21 protein-coding genes, 3 tRNA genes and 1 other annotated feature are annotated in these 21499 nt (G+C 45.6%); of the genes, 6 read left to right on the top strand and 18 right to left on the bottom strand.

Annotated elements, in window-relative coordinates; genetic code table 11:
- Positions 1 to 17: 17 nt before the first annotated feature.
- The 13 genes from fusA to rpmG all read right to left on the bottom strand — a co-directional run bounded on the left by fusA (position 18) and on the right by rpmG (position 14571).
- On the bottom strand, positions 18 to 2096 hold the full coding sequence (fusA, locus tag AB3489_RS02190) for an elongation factor G (protein WP_019225209.1): 2079 nt from the start codon (positions 2094 to 2096) through the stop codon (positions 18 to 20).
- A gap of 63 nt (positions 2097 to 2159) precedes the next feature.
- Positions 2160 to 2630, bottom strand: a complete 471-nt coding sequence (rpsG, locus tag AB3489_RS02185; protein ID WP_015043946.1) for a 30S ribosomal protein S7 — start codon at positions 2628 to 2630, stop codon at positions 2160 to 2162.
- Between the two features lie 84 nt (positions 2631 to 2714).
- Positions 2715 to 3134, bottom strand: a complete 420-nt coding sequence (gene rpsL, locus AB3489_RS02180) for a 30S ribosomal protein S12 (protein WP_015043947.1) — start codon at positions 3132 to 3134, stop codon at positions 2715 to 2717.
- 80 nt (positions 3135 to 3214) lie between these two features.
- The gene (locus tag AB3489_RS02175) at positions 3215 to 3466 is read right to left on the bottom strand and encodes a ribosomal L7Ae/L30e/S12e/Gadd45 family protein (protein ID WP_015043948.1); all 252 of its coding nucleotides are present in this window, start codon (positions 3464 to 3466) and stop codon (positions 3215 to 3217) included.
- An 84-nt stretch (positions 3467 to 3550) separates the two neighbouring features.
- Positions 3551 to 7003 carry a DNA-directed RNA polymerase subunit beta' gene (gene rpoC, locus AB3489_RS02170; protein ID WP_368293804.1) on the bottom strand — a complete coding sequence of 1151 codons (3453 nt, stop codon included), beginning with the start codon at positions 7001 to 7003 and terminating at the stop codon, positions 3551 to 3553.
- A 49-nt stretch (positions 7004 to 7052) separates the two neighbouring features.
- Complete coding sequence (gene rpoB, locus AB3489_RS02165; protein WP_019225207.1) at positions 7053 to 10493, bottom strand: DNA-directed RNA polymerase subunit beta; 3441 nt, start codon at positions 10491 to 10493, stop codon at positions 7053 to 7055.
- A 552-nt stretch (positions 10494 to 11045) separates the two neighbouring features.
- A complete protein-coding gene (rplL, locus tag AB3489_RS02160; RefSeq protein ID WP_019225206.1) occupies positions 11046 to 11423 on the bottom strand; it encodes a 50S ribosomal protein L7/L12 in 378 nt (125 codons plus the stop codon).
- A 162-nt stretch (positions 11424 to 11585) separates the two neighbouring features.
- Positions 11586 to 12110, bottom strand: a complete 525-nt coding sequence (gene rplJ, locus AB3489_RS02155; RefSeq protein ID WP_015043952.1) for a 50S ribosomal protein L10 — start codon at positions 12108 to 12110, stop codon at positions 11586 to 11588.
- 54 nt (positions 12111 to 12164) lie between these two features.
- Positions 12165 to 12309 (bottom strand) — a sequence feature (ribosomal protein L10 leader region).
- A 42-nt stretch (positions 12310 to 12351) separates the two neighbouring features.
- Positions 12352 to 13044, bottom strand: a complete 693-nt coding sequence (gene rplA, locus AB3489_RS02150) for a 50S ribosomal protein L1 (RefSeq protein ID WP_015043953.1) — start codon at positions 13042 to 13044, stop codon at positions 12352 to 12354.
- Between the two features lie 57 nt (positions 13045 to 13101).
- Positions 13102 to 13524 (bottom strand): 50S ribosomal protein L11, encoded by a 423-nt coding sequence (gene rplK / locus AB3489_RS02145; protein WP_015043954.1) that lies wholly within the window; start codon positions 13522 to 13524, stop codon positions 13102 to 13104.
- Positions 13525 to 13555: 31 nt separating this feature from the next.
- Positions 13556 to 14083 carry a transcription termination/antitermination protein NusG gene (gene nusG, locus AB3489_RS02140; protein WP_019225204.1) on the bottom strand — a complete coding sequence of 176 codons (528 nt, stop codon included), beginning with the start codon at positions 14081 to 14083 and terminating at the stop codon, positions 13556 to 13558.
- A gap of 48 nt (positions 14084 to 14131) precedes the next feature.
- Positions 14132 to 14383: a preprotein translocase subunit SecE gene (gene secE, locus AB3489_RS02135; RefSeq protein WP_015043956.1), complete on the bottom strand. Its 252-nt coding sequence runs from the start codon at positions 14381 to 14383 to the stop codon at positions 14132 to 14134.
- 38 nt (positions 14384 to 14421) lie between these two features.
- A complete protein-coding gene (gene rpmG, locus AB3489_RS02130) occupies positions 14422 to 14571 on the bottom strand; it encodes a 50S ribosomal protein L33 (RefSeq protein ID WP_015043957.1) in 150 nt (49 codons plus the stop codon).
- Between the two features lie 233 nt (positions 14572 to 14804).
- Here rpmG and AB3489_RS02125 point away from each other — a divergent pair, with 233 nt between their 5' ends.
- Positions 14805 to 15620 (top strand): amidohydrolase family protein, encoded by an 816-nt coding sequence (locus AB3489_RS02125; protein WP_019225203.1) that lies wholly within the window; start codon positions 14805 to 14807, stop codon positions 15618 to 15620.
- Between the two features lie 40 nt (positions 15621 to 15660).
- Here AB3489_RS02125 and AB3489_RS02120 read toward each other — a convergent pair whose 3' ends face one another.
- A complete protein-coding gene (locus AB3489_RS02120) occupies positions 15661 to 16746 on the bottom strand; it encodes an aromatic acid exporter family protein (protein WP_019225202.1) in 1086 nt (361 codons plus the stop codon).
- Between the two features lie 132 nt (positions 16747 to 16878).
- Between AB3489_RS02120 and AB3489_RS02115 the strand changes: the two genes are divergently transcribed.
- From AB3489_RS02115 to AB3489_RS02095, 5 genes are all read left to right on the top strand, one after another.
- On the top strand, positions 16879 to 18159 hold the full coding sequence (locus AB3489_RS02115; RefSeq protein WP_368293803.1) for a LysM peptidoglycan-binding domain-containing protein: 1281 nt from the start codon (positions 16879 to 16881) through the stop codon (positions 18157 to 18159).
- An 87-nt stretch (positions 18160 to 18246) separates the two neighbouring features.
- Complete coding sequence (gene tlp / locus AB3489_RS02110; RefSeq protein ID WP_368293802.1) at positions 18247 to 18459, top strand: small acid-soluble spore protein Tlp; 213 nt, start codon at positions 18247 to 18249, stop codon at positions 18457 to 18459.
- Between the two features lie 185 nt (positions 18460 to 18644).
- Positions 18645 to 19508, top strand: coding sequence for a response regulator (locus AB3489_RS02105; protein ID WP_368293801.1), 864 nt, complete (start codon positions 18645 to 18647; stop codon positions 19506 to 19508).
- Entirely contained in the window at positions 19499 to 19966 is a 468-nt protein-coding gene (locus AB3489_RS02100; protein ID WP_368293800.1) for a chemotaxis protein CheX, read from the top strand. The genes AB3489_RS02105 and AB3489_RS02100 overlap by 10 nt, the downstream gene beginning before the upstream one ends.
- A gap of 15 nt (positions 19967 to 19981) precedes the next feature.
- On the top strand, positions 19982 to 20341 hold the full coding sequence (locus AB3489_RS02095) for a VOC family protein (protein WP_368293799.1): 360 nt from the start codon (positions 19982 to 19984) through the stop codon (positions 20339 to 20341).
- A gap of 46 nt (positions 20342 to 20387) precedes the next feature.
- On the opposite strand, the gene AB3489_RS02090 is transcribed toward AB3489_RS02095, so the two are convergent.
- From AB3489_RS02090 to sigH, 4 genes are all read right to left on the bottom strand, one after another.
- Positions 20388 to 20462 (bottom strand) — tRNA-Met (locus AB3489_RS02090).
- A gap of 41 nt (positions 20463 to 20503) precedes the next feature.
- Positions 20504 to 20587: transfer RNA gene (locus tag AB3489_RS02085), tRNA-Tyr, on the bottom strand.
- Positions 20588 to 20595: 8 nt separating this feature from the next.
- Positions 20596 to 20671: transfer RNA gene (locus tag AB3489_RS02080), tRNA-Thr, on the bottom strand.
- 118 nt (positions 20672 to 20789) lie between these two features.
- Positions 20790 to 21443, bottom strand: coding sequence for an RNA polymerase sporulation sigma factor SigH (gene sigH, locus AB3489_RS02075; RefSeq protein WP_025205203.1), 654 nt, complete (start codon positions 21441 to 21443; stop codon positions 20790 to 20792).
- Positions 21444 to 21499 lie beyond the last annotated feature (56 nt).

Genomic DNA, 21499 nt, shown 5'->3' with positions numbered 1-21499 from the left:
TGCAGTTAATTTCTATATTAAGCCCCCTGCCGCTTGGCAATAATACCTTCGGCAATATTTTTGGGCACTTCCTCATAGTGATCAAACTGCATTGAATATACGCCCCTGCCCTGAGTACGGGAACGGAGCTCTGTCGCATAACCGAACATCTCCGAAAGCGGCACATAACCACGAATAATCTGGGCACCCGAACGAGCTTCCATACCTTCGATTCTGCCTCGGCGCGAGTTCAAATCTCCGATGACATCGCCCATATATTCTTCCGGCACGGTGACTTCCACCTTCATCATTGGCTCCAGAATTGCGGGGTCTGCTTTGGCAGCCGCTGCTTTGAAAGCCATTGAACCGGCAATTTTGAAGGCCATTTCAGAGGAGTCGACATCATGGTAGGATCCGTCAACGACGGTCGCCTTGATATCCAGAACCGGATACCCGGCCAGGATACCATTTTGAAGGGCTTCTTCTATACCAGCACCGATCGGCGATATATATTCTTTAGGAATAACGCCACCGACAATCTTGCTTTCAAATACAAAGCCAGTGCCCTGTTCTAGCGGTTCGAATTCAACCCAGCAGTGACCATACTGTCCACGTCCACCAGACTGCCGAACATATTTTCCTTCTGCTTTGACATGCTTGCGGATCGTTTCCTTATAGGCTACCTGTGGACGACCCACATTACAGTCAACTTTAAACTCTCTCATCAGTCTGTCAACAATGATTTCCAGGTGAAGTTCTCCCATCCCTGAAATAATGGTTTGTCCGGTTTCTTCATCCGTACGCATCTTAAAGGTAGGATCTTCTTCAGCAAGCTTTGCGAGTGATCCGCCAAGCTTTTCCTGGTCAGCCTTTGTTTTAGGTTCAATTGCAATATGAATAACTGGTTCGGGGAATACCATCGATTCGAGAATAACGCGGTTCTTTTCATCGCATAACGTATCCCCTGTGCTGACATCTTTGATGCCGACAGCTGCAGCGATATCCCCAGCGCGGACTTCATCGACATCTTCGCGGTGATTGGCGTGCATCCGAAGAATACGGCCAATTCTTTCCTTCTTGCCCTTGGTCGAGTTCGTGATATAGGAACCCGCACTGAGCGTTCCGGAATAAACGCGGAAGAAGGTCAATTTTCCAACATAAGGATCCGACATAATTTTAAATGCCAATGCTGAAAAAGGTGCGTTATCATCGGAATGACGTACGTCTTCCTCACCGGTATCCGGATTGACACCCTGGATAGCCGGCACATCAAGAGGCGACGGCATATAATCGACGACAGCATCAAGCAAAGGCTGAACCCCTTTGTTCTTGAAGGATGATCCGCATAAAACCGGAATGAATTTTAAGTTAATTGTGCCTTTGCGGATCGCCTGCTTGATTTCCTGTTCGGAAATCTCTGCGCCCTCCAGATATTTCATCATCAATTCTTCATCGACATCTGAGACAGCTTCCAGCAATTTTTCACGGTATTCCTGCGCCAATTCCATCAGGTCTGCAGGAATATCGGAAACATCGCTTGCTGTGCCGAGGTCATCTGTGTATATTGTTGCTTTCATGGTAACCAAATCCACAATCCCGCTAAATTTGTCTTCAGTTCCAATCGGAAGCTGAATAGGAACAGGATTTGATCCCAGGCGGTCAACAATCATGGAAACTCCACGGAAAAAATCCGCACCGACTCTGTCCATCTTATTTATATAAGCGATACGAGGTACACCGTATTTGTCGGCCTGGCGCCAAACTGTTTCCGACTGAGGCTCAACCCCGCCAACTGAACAGAACACTGCTACAGCGCCGTCCAGCACGCGCAGAGAGCGCTCAACCTCAACAGTAAAATCAACGTGCCCGGGTGTGTCAATGATATTAACATTGTGCCCTTTCCATTGACAGGTGGTAGCTGCAGAAGTAATGGTAATCCCACGCTCCTGCTCCTGAACCATCCAATCCATCGTGGCAGCACCATCATGCACTTCACCGATTTTATGAACACGGCCAGTGTAAAATAAGATGCGCTCTGTGGTTGTGGTCTTTCCAGCATCAATATGCGCCATGATGCCGATATTCCGAGTTTTCTCCAAGGGAACTTGCCTTGCCACTTATTATCAGCCTCTCTATCCAGATAAATAAACTCTAAAGTAACCCCAAGCTAATCATTGTGATTACCAGCGATAATGGGCAAAAGCCTTGTTTGCTTCGGCCATTTTATGGGTATCTTCTTTTTTCTTATAAGAACCGCCAGTATTGTTGGCAGCATCCATTAGCTCTCCGGCCAGTTTTTCCTGCATGGTTTTTTCTCCCCTTTTACGGGCATACTCAACCAGCCAGCGCAGGCCTAGGGTCAGACGACGGTCCACACGTACTTCGATCGGCACCTGATAGTTGGCACCACCAACTCTGCGTGCTTTGACTTCTAATACAGGCATAACATTTTTTAATGCTGTCTCAAATACTTCGATCGGATCTTTACCGGTCTTATCTTGAATAATCTGAAAGGCATTATAGCAATTCGATTCAGCAACACCTTTTTTGCCGTCAAGCATAATCTGGTTGATAAATTTTGTGACGGTCTTATTCTTATAGATTGGATCCGGCAGGATCTCTCTTTTCGCAATATAACCTTTTCTGGGCAACTGTATTCCTCCTTTCTAAAAACACTGCAATAAAATTAGAGTGCAGCCAAAATATAACATATTTTAGGCTACGATACTTATACATTATTTTTTCTTAGGTCTCTTGGCCCCATACTTGGAACGAGCCTGACTACGGTTTTGAACACCGGTTGTATCCAATGCCCCACGAACGATATGATAACGTACGCCCGGAAGATCCTTAACACGGCCTCCACGAACCAGAACTACGGAGTGTTCCTGAAGGTTATGGCCGATTCCAGGAATATACGTGGTTATTTCAATGCCATTGGTCAGGCGGACACGGGCTACCTTTCTCAGAGCAGAATTCGGTTTCTTAGGTGTTGTGGTATACACTCTCGTACATACCCCTCTCTTTTGTGGAGAACCACCCGAAGGAAAATCCTTGCGTTTCAGTGAATTATGTCCCCATTGCAGAGCAGGAGCGGTCGATTTTGCAATAACCTTTTCTCTCCCTTTGCGGATAAGCTGATGAATTGTCGGCATAACTGCACCTCCTTCCTGTAATAATTATTCTACAAAAATCAGATGGTTTTTGGCAACCAAGAAAGCTGTTTATAGGAACCCTAGTCATTCAGAATGGCTGCGACTGCAGCACCTACTTTAATACCACAGGCTTTACCCAATTCAGTCATCGTAGGAACTTCCTTGATTTCAATTTGTCTGACAGCACACATCTCCAGGATCGGGCGAAGAAGCTTTTGATCTGCATCCTTGGCAAGATAAATACTGCCGACTTCGCCTTTCTCCAGCGCCCGGCTGGTTTGTTTAAAACCAACCACAACTCTTTGCGTTTTTTTTATAGATTCATCAAGCATTTTAAAATGCTCTCCTCCCCTATTCTAAAATCAGACTATACTATTTTAGCAGTAGCCTATTTCCATGTCAAGAACACAATTGCTCTAGACTTCAGTCCTGGACTGAAGGGCCCCGCTGTCTGTGACCTTCAGGGTGCGGTATTTGGACATCCCGGTACCAGCAGGGATTAGTTTTCCGATGATGACATTCTCTTTCAGGCCAATCAGCGGATCGACTTTTCCTTTAATAGCAGCTTCCGTGAGTACTCTGGTTGTCTCCTGGAAAGATGCTGCCGAGAGGAAGGAATCGGTAGCGAGAGAAGCCTTGGTAATTCCGAGCAGAACCGGACGGCATTCAGCAGGTTCTCCGCCTTCCTGCAAGACTTTCGCGTTTTCCTCCTCAAACTCGAAGATATCGATCAGTCCACCGGGTAGAAGGCTGGTGTCTCCGGCTTCTTCTATCTTAACTTTTCTGAGCATCTGCCGGACCATCACCTCGATATGCTTGTCATTGATATCAACGCCCTGCAGACGATATACCCGCTGCACTTCTCCGAGCAGATAGACCTGTACACCGATTATTCCCTTGATCTTCAGCGTATCATGAGGATTAATGCTGCCTTCGGTCAATTCGTCACCTGGGGAAATGACCTGGCCATTCTTGACTTTGAGACGGGAACCAAACGGTATAGTATAGATTCCTTGTTCCCCGGTCTCGCTCGTGACTTCCACTTCTCTGCGGCCTTTGACTTCTCTGATCGTAATTGTGCCACTGATTTCGGAGATAATCGCCTGGCCTTTGGGCTTGCGTGCTTCAAACAGTTCCTCTACCCTCGGCAGACCCTGAGTAATGTCGTCTCCGGCAACACCACCGGTGTGGAAAGTACGCATCGTAAGCTGGGTTCCAGGTTCACCGATAGATTGGGCAGCGATAATGCCGACTGCTTCGCCGATTTCAACCTGACGTCCGGTGGCAAGGTTTCTGCCGTAGCATTTCTTGCAAACACCGTAACGGGTCTTACAGTTCAGCACGGACCTTATCTCAACTTTGTCATAAACATCAGCAATCGCTTTAGCTTGTTCTTCACTGATTTCGTAATCGGGAGAAGCCAGCAGTTCGCCTGTTTCAGGATGACGGATCTCTCTTACCAGGAACCGTCCTACCAGACGTTCTTCCAGTTTCTCGATCATTTCACTGCCTTCCTTGATGTCTTCGACCATAATGCCTTTATCGGAGCCGCAATCATCCTCCCGGACAATGACATCCTGGGATACATCGACGAGTCTGCGGGTCAGATACCCGGAGTCGGCAGTTCTGAGTGCGGTGTCAGCCAAACCTTTACGCGCACCGTGCGAAGAGATAAAGTACTCCAACACAGTCAGGCCTTCACGGAAGTTGGCTTTAATAGGCAGTTCAATCGTTCGGCCTGACGGGTCTGCCATCAGTCCGCGCATCCCTGCCAGCTGACGCAGCTGCTGAATATTACCACGCGCTCCGGAATTGGCCATCATATAAACCGGATTAAACTTATCCAGTGATTCCATCAAAGCTTTCGTTACGGAATCATTGGCTTTAGTCCAGATTTCGATAACAAGGATCTTGCGCTCTTCATCGGTAATGAGACCGCGTCGGTACTGCTGTTCGGTCTTGGCAACAGCAATATCCGCCTCGGCCAGAATCGTTCTCTTGACTTCGGGAACCTGGATATCGTCAATACCGACCGTGACTCCGGCTCGTGTCGAAAACTTAAAGCCTAGATTTTTTATTCCGTCCAGCAATAAGGCTGTCTTCTCGTAACCGCAAAAACGGTAAGTCTTGGCAACAATTTTATCTAAAGACTTCTTAGTGACCATTTCGTTTATATAACCGGCTTCTTCAGGAATAACGGTATTGAAAATGAGTCTTCCTGTCGTTGTCTCCAGAAGTTTTCCATCCTTGCGCACCTTGATCAAGGCTTGAAGATGGACAGCTTTGGAATTGTACGCCAGAACCGCTTCATTCAGATCCTTGAAGATCTTGCCTTCACCAAGGGCTCCAGGTCTTTCCATTGTCAGATAGTAGCAGCCCAGAACCATATCTTTGGTTGGTGAAGCTACCGGGCGTCCGTCTTTCGGGTTCAAGATATTGTGCGCAGACAGCATCAGCAGTCGAGCTTCAGACTGGGCCTCAGCGGAAAGTGGCACGTGAACCGCCATCTGGTCCCCATCGAAGTCGGCATTGTAAGCCGTACAAACGAGTGGGTGAATCTGCAGAGCCTTACCTTCGACAAGGATAGGCTCAAAAGCCTGAATTCCAAGTCTGTGCAGCGTTGGGGCACGGTTCAGGAGCACTGGATGCTCAGCAATGACTTTTTCCAGGACATCCCATACTTCCGGTCTTACCCTTTCCACCATTCGCTTGGCGCTTTTAATATTATGGGCATAACCCTCATTAACTAAGTTTTTCATCACGAAAGGCTTAAACAGCTCAATCGCCATCTCTTTCGGCAACCCGCACTGGGAAAGCTTCAGTGTCGGCCCTACAACGATAACAGAACGGCCGGAATAGTCGACACGTTTTCCTAAAAGGTTCTGACGGAATCTTCCCTGCTTGCCTTTCAGCATATCACTCAACGATTTTAGCGGCCTGTTGCCGGGTCCGGTAACCGGCCGTCCGCGACGGCCATTGTCAATCAGTGCGTCAACAGCTTCTTGAAGCATTCTTTTTTCGTTCCGGACAATAATATCAGGAGCGCCAAGGTCAAGAAGCTTTTTCAGCCTGTTATTTCTATTAATAACCCTGCGGTACAGATCATTCAGGTCGGAGGTTGCAAACCTTCCGCCATCCAGCTGAACCATCGGCCGCAGTTCTGGTGGAATAACCGGGATCGCATCAAGAACCATCCATTCCGGACTGTTTCCGGACTGTTTAAATGCTTCGACAACTTCCAGACGTCTGATCGCCCTGATTTTTCGCTGACCGGACACTTCCTTAAGCTCGGTGCGAAGTTCTTCGTTCAGTTTATCCAGATCAATCTCGGTTAATAACGCCTTTATGGCCTCAGCACCCATCTCCGCCTTGAAGCCACTGCCGTATTTTTCCCTGGCCTCCCGGTATTCTGTCTCGGTAAGAAGCTGTTTTTTCATCAGGGAGGTATCCTTTGGATCAACAACGATATACGCGACAAAATATAGAACTTTTTCCAGGGAACGTGGTGACATGTCCAGCAGAAGCCCCATTCTGCTCGGAATCCCTTTGAAGTACCAGATATGGGAAACCGGCGCAGCCAGCTCAATATGTCCCATTCTCTCGCGGCGGACTTTAGACCTCGTTACTTCAACACCGCATCGGTCACAAATAATGCCTTTATAACGGACTCTCTTATATTTACCGCAGTGGCACTCCCAGTCACGGGTAGGGCCAAATATTTTTTCACAGAAAAGGCCTTCTCTTTCGGGCTTTAAGGTGCGGTAATTAATGGTCTCAGGTTTTTTTACTTCCCCATAGGACCATTTGCGGATCATCTCCGGAGAAGCCAACCCGATACGCATCCTCTCAAAATTATTCACATCAAGCACGGTATTCTCTCCTTTCGCCCATCAAGCTTTCTCGATCTAAACGCACACTTTACTTGTAATCCGGATCAAAATCATCATCCATGTTGTCGCTGAAATCATTGTCCAGATCATTAACAAGATCATTACCAAGGTCAGACTCGGGAACACTCAGGACAGGGAAATCTTCAGTTTTGTCATTCAAATCGCCATCCAAATCTTCATCAAGAGTCTCATCTTCATTATCATAGCCAATGCCGCTTTCGTCATTGGCATCAATCACGGAATACTGATCATCCATTCCCAGTTCATGGGCAACTTCTGTGACATCATCATCCAGATCCTTAATTTCAATTTCCTGATCTTCTTCCGAAAGTACGGAAACATCAAGTCCAAGGCTCTGCAATTCCTTGATGAGTACCTTAAACGATTCTGGCACACCCGGCTCAGGAATATTCTCACCTTTGACAATTGCTTCGTAGGTCTTGACCCTACCTACCACATCATCGGACTTAACGGTAAGTATCTCCTGCAGCGTAAACGATGCGCCATAAGCTTCAAGTGCCCAAACTTCCATCTCACCGAAGCGCTGACCACCGAACTGCGCTTTCCCGCCGAGCGGCTGCTGGGTGACCAGCGAGTACGGCCCTGTAGAACGGGCATGGATCTTGTCATCAACAAGATGGTGAAGTTTCAGCATATACATGTAGCCAACAGTAACTTCATTATCAAAAGGCTCACCGGTACGGCCGTCATAAAGAACGGATTTTCCATGTCCGGGAAGTCCGGCCTTTCTCAAGGTATCAAAGACATCATCTTCTCTGGCTCCGTCAAAAACCGGTGTGGCAATATACATGCCCAGTGCTTTCGCCGCCCAACCAAGATGGGTTTCCAGAACCTGTCCGATATTCATACGAGATGGAACACCGAGCGGGTTCAGAACGATTTCAATCGGCGTGCCGTCCGGCATAAAGGGCATATCCTCCTGGCGCATAATTCTGGAAATAACCCCTTTATTTCCATGTCTTCCCGCCATTTTATCGCCGACGGATATCTTACGTTTCTGGGCAATATAGACTCTTACGAGCTGGTTGACCCCCGGGGCCAGTTCATCGCCATTCTCACGCTTAAATACTTTAACATCAACAACTTTTCCGGCCTCGCCATGCGGAACACGTAAAGAAGTATCTCTGACTTCTCTGGCTTTCTCACCAAAGATTGCTCTTAGCAGGCGTTCTTCAGCCGTAAGCTCCGTTTCCCCTTTCGGAGTAACCTTGCCCACTAAGATATCTCCAGGGCGCACTTCGGCACCGATCCGGATAATGCCACGTTCGTCAAGATCTTTCAAAACATCTTCTCCGACGTTTGGAATATCTCTGGTAATCTCTTCAGGCCCAAGTTTGGTATCCCGGGCATCTGCTTCGTATTCCTCAATATGAATGGACGTAAAATAATCTTCTTTAACCAGCTTCTCGCTGATCAGAATAGCATCCTCATAGTTGTATCCTTCCCAGGGCATAAACGCTACCAGAACGTTTCGCCCGAGGGCAAGTTCACCGTTATCTGTTGACGGGCCGTCGGCAATTACCTGACCAGCATCGATTCTCTGGCCTTTGACAACAATCGGTTTCTGATTGATACAGGTTCCCTGGTTGCTGCGCGTGTATTTCAAAAGTCTATTCCGGGTTGTTGTACCATCATTGTTTTGAATGATGATCTCATCGGAAGTAACCCGTAAAGCAGTTCCTTCTTTTGGAGAAACCAGACAAACACCGGAATCAACAGCAGCCTTATACTCCATGCCGGTGCCAATATACGGCGCATCTGTTTTGAGTAGAGGCACAGCCTGGCGCTGCATGTTGGAACCCATCAGAGCACGGTTAGCATCGTCATGCTCGAGGAATGGAATCAAGGCGGTGGCAATCGATACCATCTGCTTCGGCGATACGTCCATATACTGAATGTTTACCGGCGGAACCAGGACGAAATCTTCACCGTGGCGCGCCTCGATCTTTTCGCTTAAAAACTCCCCATTTTCACCAACCGCGGCATTGGCCTGGGCAATAATATATTTTTCCTCTTCATCAGCTGTTAAGTAATGGATCTCATCCGTCACTTTGCCATTTTCTACTTTGCGGTAAGGTGCCTCAATAAAGCCATACTCATTAATGCGGCCATATGTGCTGAGTGAACCAATCAAACCAATGTTTGGACCTTCAGGCGTTTCAATCGGGCACATCCGGCCATAGTGGGAATGATGCACGTCACGCACTTCAAACCCGGCTCTCTCTCTGCTTAAGCCGCCAGGTCCCAGCGCGCTGAGACGGCGTTTATGCGTGAGCTCGGCCAGCGGATTGGTCTGGTCCATAAACTGCGACAACTGGCTGCTGCCAAAAAACTCTTTAATCGCGGCCACGACTGGACGTATATTGATCAGTACCTGAGGCGTAATTCCCTCAATGTCCTGAATCGTCATTCTTTCTCTTACCACTCTCTCCATACGGGAGAGACCGATTCTAAACTGATTCTGAAGAAGCTCGCCAACCGAACGCAAACGTCTGTTACCAAGATGATCAATATCATCAATATGTCCTTCACCATTGATTATTTTAAGCATCCGAGAAATCGATGCGATGATGTCCTCAGGTGTCAAATGCCGTATGTTTTTGGGAATATCCAAACCCAGTTTGTTATTCAGCTTATAACGACCTACTTTTGCCAGATCATATCTTCTAGGATCAAAGAACAAGGATTCCAGAAGACTGCGGGCACTCTCCACCGTAGGCGGTTCTCCAGGGCGAAGACGTTTATAGATCTCAACCAGCGCTTCTTCTGTTGATTCCGTATTGTCTCTTTCCAGCGTAATTTTAACGTTCTCATTGTCAGCGAACGCTTCGAGAATCCGGCCATTGGTTGAATAGCCTAGGGCTCTGATCAGTACAGTAGCCGGTAGTTTACGGGTTCTGTCAACCCGGACAAAAATATTATCATTAATATCTGTCTCAAATTCCAGCCAAGCACCACGGTTCGGAATAATCGTTGCGCCGTAAAGCTTTTTACCGCTGGTGTCGATGGTTTCAGAATAATAAACGCCGGGTGATCTTACCAACTGACTGACAATAACACGTTCCGCACCATTAATAATGAAGGTGCCTTTATCCGTCATCAGGGGAAAGTCTCCCATGAACACTTCCTGCTCTTTAACCTCTCCTGTTTCCTTATTAATAAGGCGTACTTTGACTCTGAGAGGCGCTGCAAACGTAACATCACGTTCTTTACATTCCTCGACCTCATATTTTGGATCGCCGAGGCTGTAGTCTATGAATTCCAAAACCAGATTTCCGGTAAAATCCTGAATTGGGGAAATGTCGCGAAACATTTCGCGCAGCCCTTCCTTCAGAAACCACTCGTAGGAATTCTGTTGAATTTCGATTAAGTTGGGCATATCCAGAACTTCCCGAAGCCTCGCATAACTTGCCCGTTCTCTTGTTCCAACTTTGATAGGATTCACCATGCCGTTTCACCCTTCCAGTGTTTTTTCCTGATCGTTCCAACAGAAAACTAGATAATCAAGAAATAATTATAATTGTTTGCGAATACCTTAATACAAATATCCATTACTATCCAAACACCAAAAAGTAAAGAGCAGATAGGCATAAACAACCAAAAGCAAGGCTTTTGGGAAAAAACCTCGCTTCAATGTTTATGGAGCTGCCTCACATGAGATGCAATACATCCACACTATTATCTCCCAACTTTATTGGTTTGTCTTAGCTTAAGATCACAGTGACAGTTATTAATCCTAACAAGTATACCGATATTTGTCAAGTATATTTTATTTACTAATCATCATTCCTGCAACATTTTTCTGGCATTATAGGTTAAATATCTATTATTATATATTAAATTCCAAAAAGTTAAAGACATTTAGATATTTTTTGCCTGTTTCTATATTCCATTAGTCTGGTTCAGAACACATTTGACATCCGCGAGCACCCGGCGTCAAATAAAAACTGAACCGGCTTAAGCATGGCCGGTTCAGTCTGCGGTACATTTTTGTTTCAGATTATTTTACGTCTACGCCGGCACCAGCTTCAACAAGTTTAGCTTTGATGGCTTCAGCTTCTTCTTTGGCAATTTTTTCTTTGACAGGTTTCGGTGCGCCATCAACAAGATCTTTAGCTTCTTTTAAGCCCAGGCCAGTGATTTCACGGACAACTTTGATGACGTTGATCTTTGCAGCACCAGCGCTGGTCAGGATAACATCAAATTCTGTTTGCTCTTCAGCAACAGGAGCAGCAGCACCAGCTGCCGGAGCAGCCATAACAGCTGCGGGAGCAGCAGCGCTTACACCAAACTCTTCTTCGAAAGCTTTAACGAGCTCAGCAAGCTCAAGAACAGTCATACCTTTTACGGCTTCTAAAATTTCAGCAGTTTTGGACATTAGAATATCCTCCTTAAAATAATTCACATATTTTTCATTTTTGTTTTGACCAGTCATTAGATCTGTTAACATCCGGTACCGTCCAAATCTTCGTGTCAGATGTTGGATAGTCCCAGAGTCTGCGCATGTATCGGGCCTCGGGCATCGAATCCCATGCCTCGACTATGCCTGGGCTTCTTTAAGTTTACGAACTTCTTCCAAAGCATAACCAAATTTGCGGATAGGCCCTTGCAGAACATTGACCATTCCTTGAAGCGGGCCTTGCATTCCAGCAAGTACCTGGGAAAGAAGAACTTCTCTGGACGGAAGATTTGCGAGATCTTTTACTTTTTCAGCGTTAATGACCTTGCCGTCAAGAACCCCGGCCTTAATGGTCAGGCTCTTGTTTTTCTTGCTGAATTCACTGAGAATCTTCGCAGGAGCAACAGGATCTGTAGAAAAGGCTAAAGCAGTAGGACCTTCCAGAAATTCATCCAAACCGGTAATCCCGATTTCATCTGCAGCCCGGCGAACCATTGTATTTTTCAATACGCGATATTCAATACCAGCCTGGCGCAGTTCTACTCTCAAATTGGTCACCTGCGATACCGTCAGACCTCTGTAGTCTGCCAGAATCACTCCGTTTGCACCTTCAAACTTCTGTTTGATATCTTCAACAACTTTTTGCTTCTCTTCAAAATTTGGCATACACACACCTCCTTCCGAACGCATACTGTCGTATGCGTTTCGTTGCCATCCATGGCTGTCAATAAACAAGCCTCTGCTGGGCGCAGAGGCAAGATTATTAATGTCTTTCATGTCTTCAAAAGACGATCTTGTCTCCACCTCGGCAGGATATTAAGCTTAATAAAGCACCTGCTTTCTACAGCGGAAAATGTTATTAATTTTTTTCAGTCTAGTCGGGTATATCTCAGCCCTTAAAAAGTCTTTAGACAATTTTCAAAGGATTGATTTTCACTCCTGGTCCCATGGTGGAAGATACCGTTACGCTACGGACATACTGTCCTTTGGCAGCTGCAGGTTTTGCTTTTGTGACAACTTCGGCAATGGTTTTGTAGTTGTCCATCAGCTTATCCTGATCAAAAGAAACCTTGCCGATCGGTACATGGATAATACCGGCTTTATCAGCCCTGTATTCCACTTTACCGGCTTTAATCTCTTTAACTGCTCTTTCGACATCAAACGATACAGTTCCGGTCTTCGGGTTCGGCATGAGGCCCTTAGGTCCCAAAAGCTTACCCAGCTTACCGACAGTACCCATCATATCCGGTGTCGCTACAGCAACGTCAAAACCAAACCAACCTTGTTGAATTTTCTCAACCATTTCTTCAGCTCCGACAAAATCAGCGCCGGCAGCTTCGGCTTCCTTGGCTTTGTCTCCCTTGGCAAAAACAAGTACACTTAAAGTTTTGCCTGTTCCATGCGGAAGAACAACCGCTCCGCGGATCTGCTGATCAGCATGGCGGGTATCGATTCCTAATTTGAAAGCAACTTCAACTGTCTCATCAAATTTTGCTTTGGCATTGGTTTTTACAACACCAATTGCTTCGGCCGGCTCAAACACAGCCTGATTATCAAATGCTTTTAAAGCATCAAGGTATTTCTTACCTCTTTTTGGCATCTTTCTTTAACCTCCTTGTGGTCTTCGGGCCAAACCCTCCCACATTGTTCAACGGAATCAAACAATATCGATTCCCATACTGCGCGCAGTACCTTCGACCATACGCATTGCAGCTTCAATGCTTGCTGCATTTAAGTCTTTCATCTTTTGTTCAGCAATTTCCCTAACCTGATCTTTGGTCACTTTCGCAACCTTTTGCTTGTTCGGAACAGCGGAACCAGACGGAATGTTGGCTGCCTTCTTAAGCAATACGGATGCCGGCGGAGTCTTCAGAACAAAAGTAAAGGAACGGTCTTCATAAATCGTAATCTCTGCAGGAATGATCAGTCCAGCCTGATCCTTCGTTCTTTCATTGTATTCTTTGCAGAAGCCCATGATATTAACACCGTGCTGACCCAAAGCAGGACCAACCGGAGGTGCCGGATTTGCCTTACCTGCGGTGATTGCCAATTTTACCAGCCCAATAACTTTCTTTGCCATAATTACACCTCCTTGCTGTGGAATTATCTATTTAGTCAAGCTTTTCCACTTGCCCAAACTCGAGTTCGACCGGCGTCTCTCTCCCAAACATGGAAACCGAGACCCTGACTTTTTGCTTTTCTTCGAGGACTTCTTTCACAACACCAATAAAGTCTTTGAACGGACCGGAAATGACCCGGACAGACTGCCCGACAACAACGTCAATCTTGGTGCGGATTTTCTCGAGTCCCATTTGGCGTAAAATAACAGCGACCTCTGGATCCAGAAGCGGAATCGGTTTGCTGCCGCTTCCTACAAACCCGGTCACCCCAGGTGTATTGCGGACCACATACCAAGAGTCGTCAGTCATGTCCATCTCCACTAAAACGTAACCTGGAAACACCTTGCGTTTGGAGATTTTTTTCTTGCCGTTCTTTATTTCGATCTCGTCTTCCATAGGAACTAAAACGCGAAAAATTTTATCCTCCATATTCATGGATTCCACGCGTTTTTCCAGATTTGTTTTCACCTTGTTCTCATATCCGGAATAAGTGTGAATAACATACCAGTTCTTCGTCATTAACCGAAAGCCTCCTAAGAAAGATTCATCCAATTGTCAAATGAATTGTTAAATACCAAGCAAGTTGGTCATTGCGTAAGTCAAGCCACTGTCTACAATCCAAATCAACAAAGCAACAATTGCCACAGAAACAAGCACGACACCGGTATACGTCAGCAACGTCTGACGAGTCGGCCAATGTACTTTTTTCAGCTCAAGCCCAACCTCACGAAAAAAAGCAAACCGTTTTCCGGGGTTCTTAAACCTATTAAGAAAGCCGCCTTTTGCACCTGTGGTATCTGCTTTCTTTGCCACTGCCATATTTTCACATCCTTAACGGAATATTCTTCCGGTTCGTACTATTTCGTTTCCTTATGAACAGTATGAGCTTTGCAAGTTCTGCAATATTTTTTAATCTCTATACGATCTGGGTCATTTTTCTTATTCTTATTGGACTGATAATTTCTGTTTTTGCACTCAGTACAAGCCAATGTAATTGCAACACGCATTCGGAACACCCCCCCGGCAATGGCATTAAACTGCATATTTTACAAGTCGCACAGAATAATTTAACACAATAATAAAGTCTTTGTCAAGGAAGATTCCTTTGTATGCCGCAAATAAACTGTGAAATCCTCTTGCCAAAATAGGCAGAACGAATTAGGATTGTATTATTGTCGATATTTATTCATTATATCATAACTGTGCTTAGAAAATAAAAAAAGAATTAGAGGTCTGTCTTATGTCCAATCCAGATTATCCAAACATTTTTGATGCCCATGCCCATATTTTTCCGCAAAAAGTAGCTCCCAGGGCAGTCAATTCCATCTTGTCCTTCTACGACGAACTTATTCAAGATATGGAGCCTGGAAAAGGAACCGCCTCCGATCTGATCGCTTCCGGCGCAGGCGTCGGGATCAACCGCTTTTTGATTTCCTCCACCGCTACGAGAACAGAACAAGTCGAGTCAATCAACGATTTCATTGCCGGTGTTTGCACCGATTCGCGGTTCGTCGGCTTCGGCACCATGCATCCTGAATTTCCTAATCCTCAACTGGAAATCGAGCGGGTACTTTCACTCGGTTTAAAAGGTTTAAAGCTTCACCCGGATTTTCAGGAATATAACATTGATAATCCATCTTTGTTTCCTATATACGAGGCAGCAGAAAGCAAATTGCCGATCCTTTTTCATGTCGGAGATACGCGAACGGATTACTCCAATCCGCACAGACTTGCCCACATTCTGAAAATATTTCCTAATTTGGTGGTGATTGCAGCCCATCTGGGCGGCTGGAGTATGTGGGATGATTTTGACCACAGCCTGTTCAAACGAAATGTCTACATCGATACGTCCAGTTCCCTGATGTTAACAGAAAAAGAAACAGCCGTTGAAATTATCCGCTCCCATGGTGTTGACAAAGTCCTGTTTGGCACGGATTACCCGATGTGGTCTCCCGAAGCCGAACTTGAGCGTTTCCTATCTCTTGGCCTGACGAAAGAGGAAAACCAGAAAATTCTCTGGGAAAACGGCAGAAAACTGTTTGGCCTGCAACTGTAAACCCTACAATACTATCAAATCAAGCTGCATCTAGTCTTCTTCAGACACTCATTTCCATCTCCAGATTCAGCAGCCGGGAGGATTCCTTCGCAAACCAGCGAATGCTGTAGGTAACAACAGACAATTCAATCAGTGCATGATAGTAAAAGCTTGTCGAGGGTGTATTCTCCTGCCATTCATTCAAAATAGCGTGCAGTTTGCTCCAGACACGTAATTCGGGAAACTGAGCTGCCTCTTCTCCCTTGACCTTCTTCTGAAGCTGCAGATTGTAGCTTGTTGCACTGAACATCACATTGTGCAGCATTTCAAAAACATGTTCAAATTCAGCACTCACCGCCGGATCATTGGCTTCCTCCCGGCGGGTTTTTCGTTCTGCGGCAAGAAAAAGCAAATCCTGCGATCTTTGCCAGAGGCCCCGGCTGTAATTTAAATATTCCTTATATAATGGTTTACGGGCCTTGGGATCTTTTTTGTTTTTACCGAACCACAAAACGTTCCACTCTTTGCGGTATAAATCATACAAATTCTCAGCTTCCTGAAACAAGCTGTTAAATTCCGCTTTATTTTTATGCATTTCTTCTTCCGAAGCCAGGTTCAGGTATAGATACCGGTTCACTGCATCGACAAACATCCGGACAGCAAAATTATTTAGTTCAATCAGTTTATCCTCAAGCACTTTTTGGTAACGCGGAGGTACGATCGTCAAATTGATCACATTGGCTGTCACCAGTCCGATAAGGATGGCCAGCGACCTTGAAACGGCATGGGACAAAAACTGCTCCTGTGGAGAAGCCAGGATAAAAATAGCTGAAATGACCGCCAGTACGATCTGGTTTGGCACTTTAATCACTGTTGTAAATATGATGATCAGAACGATCGTTGCAAGTGCCATACTCAGAAACTGCAGCGGTATGGCCAGTCCGATCGCCACAGCCACAATAATTGCAATGATGTTTACCATAATTTCTTCGAGCGCATTTCGAAAACTTCTTCCGAGTGATTGCTGCATACAAACCACTGCCGATGTCGCAGCAAACAAAGATGGCTCAATATCCAAAAGGATACAGATATAAACACTGACTGCCACAGCGAGACTTGTCTTTAACGTCCTGGCTCCGATATTCATTCCACAGCTCCTTAAGGTTTATTCCTTGTGTTTATTGTCTTATGATAACACAACCTGTCCCGAATAATAAACCCGCACCCAAACACTTCTTTTTTCTCTGAAGCATACAGTATGAAAAAGGAAGTGTGTTTCTTGAAAATTCATGTTGTAAGCTCAGGACAGAGCATCTATTCCATTGCCCGCAAATACGGGGTCTCACCCCAGAAAATAATTGCGGATAATGAACTGACCAATCCAAATCAGCTGGTTGTCGGGCAGACGCTGGTCATTCTGGAAAGTAGCGGGACACATACGGTTACCGCCGGTGAGTCGCTTTATCTGATTGCCCAAAAACACGGAGTAACGGTGAATGCTTTACTCGCCGCCAATCCACGGATAACAGATCCGAGCCGTATCTATGCCGGTCAGACTATTACGATTCCGGCAGCAGCTGCCAGCTATGGAACGATAGAAGTGAACGGGTATGCCTTTCCGAATATTAACAGAGACATTCTCCGAAAAAGCCTTCGCCATCTTACATATCTTAGTATCTTCAGTTATCAGGTCAACGCGGATGGCACCCTAAATACGATTCCGGATGAACCGCTGATCCAGGCAGCGAGAGAAGCCCGGACAGCTCCACTAATGGTCATCACGAATATCCAGCAGGGCGGAAGCTTCAACAGTACGCTGGCCAGATCTATCCTGACGAACCAGACTGCTCAGAATACTTTAATCAGTCAGGTTATCAGAACGCTGAGAGAAAAAAACTATTACGGCCTCGATATTGATTTTGAATATATCTACCCATCCGATCGGGAAAACTATAACAACTTTCTCCGAAGAATCGTTAATACGCTCCGCCCTTCAGGCTATCCTGTGACGACAGCTCTCGCCCCTAAGCTGACTGCCGATCAAAAAGGTCTGCTATACGAAGCCCATGACTATCCTGTTCACGGGGCTCTGGCCAACCACGTCATCCTAATGACCTATGAATGGGGTTACACCTACAGCCCACCCAAAGCAGTCGCTCCTGTAAATGAAGTGCGCAAAGTATTGACCTATGCGGTGTCGGCTATTCCGAGACAGAAAATCTTTATGGGTATCCCCAATTATGGCTATGACTGGACCCTTCCATACGTTTCCGGTACTGCCGCCAGAACAGTCTCCAACAGCGGGGCGGTAGATCTGGCCAGAACTGAAAAGACAGTCATCCATTATGATTCAACAGCGCAGTCTCCGTATTTTACCTACTACGACGATGCCGGCAAAAAACACGAAGTATGGTTTGAAGATGCCCGAAGCATCTATGCCAAACTGACCCTGGCCAAAGAATTTCGGGTCGGGGGCATAAGCTACTGGACGATCGGAAGATATTTTCCCCAGAACTGGCTGGTTTTAAGGTCTTTATACAATGTAAAAAAACTGCTTTAAAATTTTATGGTATAAGACTTGTTCACTCCTCAAACAATATACTTGCAACAAATTTTTCAAGTGCAGACCAAAGGAGGAACAGTATTAATGAAACACAATCCGGATGACCGCAGGGATAATGCCGACAGAATCCAAAAAAATATTAATCACACGATCCAGAATATGGAGCTTGCTGATGAAATGATTGCGAAAACTGATGATCCTAAAAGTAAGAAAGATCTGAAAGAGAAGAACGAACGGAGGCGTGATGCGCTAAACGGAATGAGGGCGGAAATCCGGGACGAAGCCCTGGATGTATGAATAGATCCAAAAAATAGCAGCCAGGCAACAGCCTGGCTTTGTTTTTGAATTAGACCGGTTAAATTTGTTCTATTTATTGATAACCCCATATCAATGATAGCAATCCCAAAAATTACTTGCTATAATTTAGAGTGCATATTGACTAGTACCTTAGTACTGGCATTGAATGGGGGTAATCCGAAAAAGTGAGTGCAATAAAAGTAATGGTCGTTGACGACTCTCTGTTTTCAAGAACACTCATTGTGGAAATACTTCGCGACAGCGGCTTGGAAGTCGTCGGGGAAGCCGATTCCTACGACAGCTTAATCGAAACATATGAACGGTGCAGACCCGATGTCGTAACGATGGATATTGTTATGCCGGATATGGACGGATTTGAGTGCAGCCGTGCCCTTCTTGTAAAAGACCCCAATGCAAAGATTATTCTTGTCAGCTCGATGAAAGATGAAGAATCGGAAGTTGAAGCGCGCCGCATCGGGATTTCCGGATACATTCAAAAACCTGTTGACAGCGACTACCTGGTCCAGATGATCAACAACGTTATGGCACCGGATATTCATTATGATCATCTGCTCGCCTATGGTCTGGAAACCTTTAGGGAATCTCTAACCCAGAATATTGCCCGGATGACCAAATCACCCGTTTCTTTTGCTTCATACGAAAATTTTGGAGACCATTACTTATCCCAGGGAATTACAGCTGTTATCGGGCTGATCGGCCGCCACTCTGGATCTATGATCTTAGATATGTCGATGGAGACAGCGGAAATAATTGTTGAGATGCTCCTGAAACGGGCTCATAAAAACCGCGAAGAGGTATTGGCCATGGTTGCCAAACTAGCCAATATTATTGCCGGAGTTGCCTGCTCGATGCTGAATAAATCGGATAAAACTTATAGTCTGAGCGTTTCTCCGCCCAGTCTGTTTTACGGTACCGGGACCGAAATTATGAGTCCGAATCTTAAAATGGATGCCGTGACGGCAAAAACCAACTTCGGGAATATTTTCCTAGGTGTTGGTTTTAAGAAGGGGTCGAGTATATGGATGTAAGTATCATTAATCCTCTTCTGACTGCTTTTACAGAAGTTCTGCCGCAGCTCGGCTTCCAGTCGGTCGAGCGGCGCAAGGTGTCCAAAATAGAAGCGGCCTTTCAGTACAACGGTATTCTTCTGAATATCTCACTTTTTGGAACAGTGAAAGGCGCGATCCTATTCGGGATGGATATTGAAGCTGCCAAAAAGTTTGCCTCTAAAATGATGATGGGTATGCCGGTGGCTGAACTGGATGCAATAGCTAAAAGCGCGATTTCCGAAATGGGGAATATGATCTGCGCGAATACCTGCACGCAGTTTACGAGAATCGGCATTACTGATCTGGATATCTCGCCTCCGACCCTTATGATCAGCGAGAACGTTGAAGCGACCCTACCCGTGCCAAAATCGATTGTCGTAAATTTCCTGATTGATGATATTGAACTGAGTGCCTATGTAAGTCTGATGAATAAATAAAGGAGGAACAAGAAAATGGGTTTTTGTTTGACCACGGTCAACGTTAACAACCTGGAGGAATCTTTAAAATTTTATCAGGAAGTTGTTGGATTGCCCTTGGTTCAAAGACTCCATCCAGACCCGAGCACTGAGATTTGCTTTTTGGGAAATGGAGAAACAAAATTAGAGCTCATCTGGCATGAAGGAAACCAAGTAAATATCGGGGAAGATATTAGTCTGGGTTTTGAAGTGGAATCCATCGAAGCTATGTTGAAGTTTATTTGGGAGAGAGGCCTAAGTATCCATAGCGGACCATTCAGTCCCGGACCGTCTGTGACGTTTTTCTTTATCCTTGATCCCAATGGTTTAAAAATTCAGTTTGTAGAGAATCACTAGGATACAATACAAAAGCCTTAGACATTGTCTAAGGCTTTAATTTTTTTGGTTGCGGGGGCCGGATTTGAACCGACGACCTTCGGGTTATGAGCCCGACGAGCTACCACTGCTCCACCCCGCGATGTTAAATAAAGTTCCAGCTCGATATCTCCAATTATAGAATGGTGGGCAGGGATGGATTCGAACCACCGTACCTTTCGGAACAGATTTACAGTCTGCCGCCTTTAACCACTCGGCCACCTACCCATTTCAATTGGAGCCGACGATGGGACTCGAACCCGCAACCTGCTGATTACAAATCAGCTGCTCTACCAATTGAGCTACATCGGCATTGGACACCAACGTATTGTATCAAAGATTACGGCCACTTGTCAACAAAAAAAGTCATTTTTTTTCTGGAAGAATTTACAAAACAGAGTGTGTGATTCTATTCATATTGTATGGAATTTTAGGCCCCTCTGTGCTCCAGATACCTTTCCAACTTTCGCTTGACCCGCTGCAGTGCATTGTCAATGGATTTGACATGCCTGTCGAGATCAACGGCAATCTCCTGATAAGATTTGCCTTCAAGATAGGACATCAGCACTTCCCATTCGAGCGAACTTAAAATCTCGCCCATTTTTTCTTCAATATCGTCAAATTCTTCCCTGCTGATGATTAGTTCCTCGGGATCCGTGATCTTATTTCCAGAAATAACATCCAAGAGCGTCCTGTCGGAATCCTCATCGTAAATAGGTTTGTTCAGTGATACGTACGAATTGAGCGGAATATGCTTTTGTCTGGTAGCCGTCTTGATTGCTGTAATGATCTGCCGAGTTATGCATAACTCGGCAAATGCTCTGAAAGAGGAGAGCTTGTCTCCACGGAAGTCACGAATTGCTTTATACAGTCCAATCATGCCTTCTTGAATGATATCTTCCCTATCCGCGCCGATCAAGAAATACGATCTGGCTTTTGCCCTGACAAAATTCTTGTACTTATTGATTAAGTACTCCTGAGCTTCTGCGTCACCGATCTTTGCTAACTCAACTAGTTCCTCATCCGCTATGTATTCATTAGCCTCGAATTCTTCTGGAATCTCTGTCTGGATACTGTAAGTCAAGTCCATCCCTCCCGAAACCGATTCACGAAGGTAACGCTGAAGCCTCCATTATATGC

Origin of the sequence: Dehalobacter sp. TBBPA1 (assembly GCF_040931655.1) — a bacterium.
GTDB classification, from domain to species: Bacteria; Bacillota; Desulfitobacteriia; order Desulfitobacteriales; family Syntrophobotulaceae; genus Dehalobacter; species Dehalobacter restrictus.
Note: the sequence above shows the minus strand (reverse complement) of the source record. Positions and strands in the feature narration are given on the sequence as shown.

Bases quoted from the DNA above. Each gene is read 5' to 3' on its own strand.
- rpsL (WP_015043947.1), bottom strand. From the start codon at position 3,134: ATGCCGACAATTCATCAGCTTATCCGCAAAGGGAGAGAAAAGGTTATT.
- AB3489_RS02175 (WP_015043948.1), bottom strand. From the start codon at position 3,466: ATGCTTGATGAATCTATAAAAAAAACGCAAAGAGTTGTGGTTGGTTTT.
- rpoB (WP_019225207.1), bottom strand. From the start codon at position 10,493: ATGGTGAATCCTATCAAAGTTGGAACAAGAGAACGGGCAAGTTATGCG.
- rplL (WP_019225206.1), bottom strand. From the start codon at position 11,423: ATGTCCAAAACTGCTGAAATTTTAGAAGCCGTAAAAGGTATGACTGTT.
- rplJ (WP_015043952.1), bottom strand. From the start codon at position 12,110: ATGCCAAATTTTGAAGAGAAGCAAAAAGTTGTTGAAGATATCAAACAG.
- rplA (WP_015043953.1), bottom strand. From the start codon at position 13,044: ATGCCAAAAAGAGGTAAGAAATACCTTGATGCTTTAAAAGCATTTGAT.
- rplK (WP_015043954.1), bottom strand. From the start codon at position 13,524: ATGGCAAAGAAAGTTATTGGGCTGGTAAAATTGGCAATCACCGCAGGT.
- nusG (WP_019225204.1), bottom strand. From the start codon at position 14,083: ATGACGAAGAACTGGTATGTTATTCACACTTATTCCGGATATGAGAAC.
- secE (WP_015043956.1), bottom strand. From the start codon at position 14,383: ATGGCAGTGGCAAAGAAAGCAGATACCACAGGTGCAAAAGGCGGCTTT.
- rpmG (WP_015043957.1), bottom strand. From the start codon at position 14,571: ATGCGTGTTGCAATTACATTGGCTTGTACTGAGTGCAAAAACAGAAAT.
- AB3489_RS02125 (WP_019225203.1), top strand. From the start codon at position 14,805: ATGTCCAATCCAGATTATCCAAACATTTTTGATGCCCATGCCCATATT.
- AB3489_RS02120 (WP_019225202.1), bottom strand. From the start codon at position 16,746: ATGAATATCGGAGCCAGGACGTTAAAGACAAGTCTCGCTGTGGCAGTC.
- tlp (WP_368293802.1), top strand. From the start codon at position 18,247: ATGAAACACAATCCGGATGACCGCAGGGATAATGCCGACAGAATCCAA.
- AB3489_RS02100 (WP_368293800.1), top strand. From the start codon at position 19,499: ATGGATGTAAGTATCATTAATCCTCTTCTGACTGCTTTTACAGAAGTT.
- AB3489_RS02095 (WP_368293799.1), top strand. From the start codon at position 19,982: ATGGGTTTTTGTTTGACCACGGTCAACGTTAACAACCTGGAGGAATCT.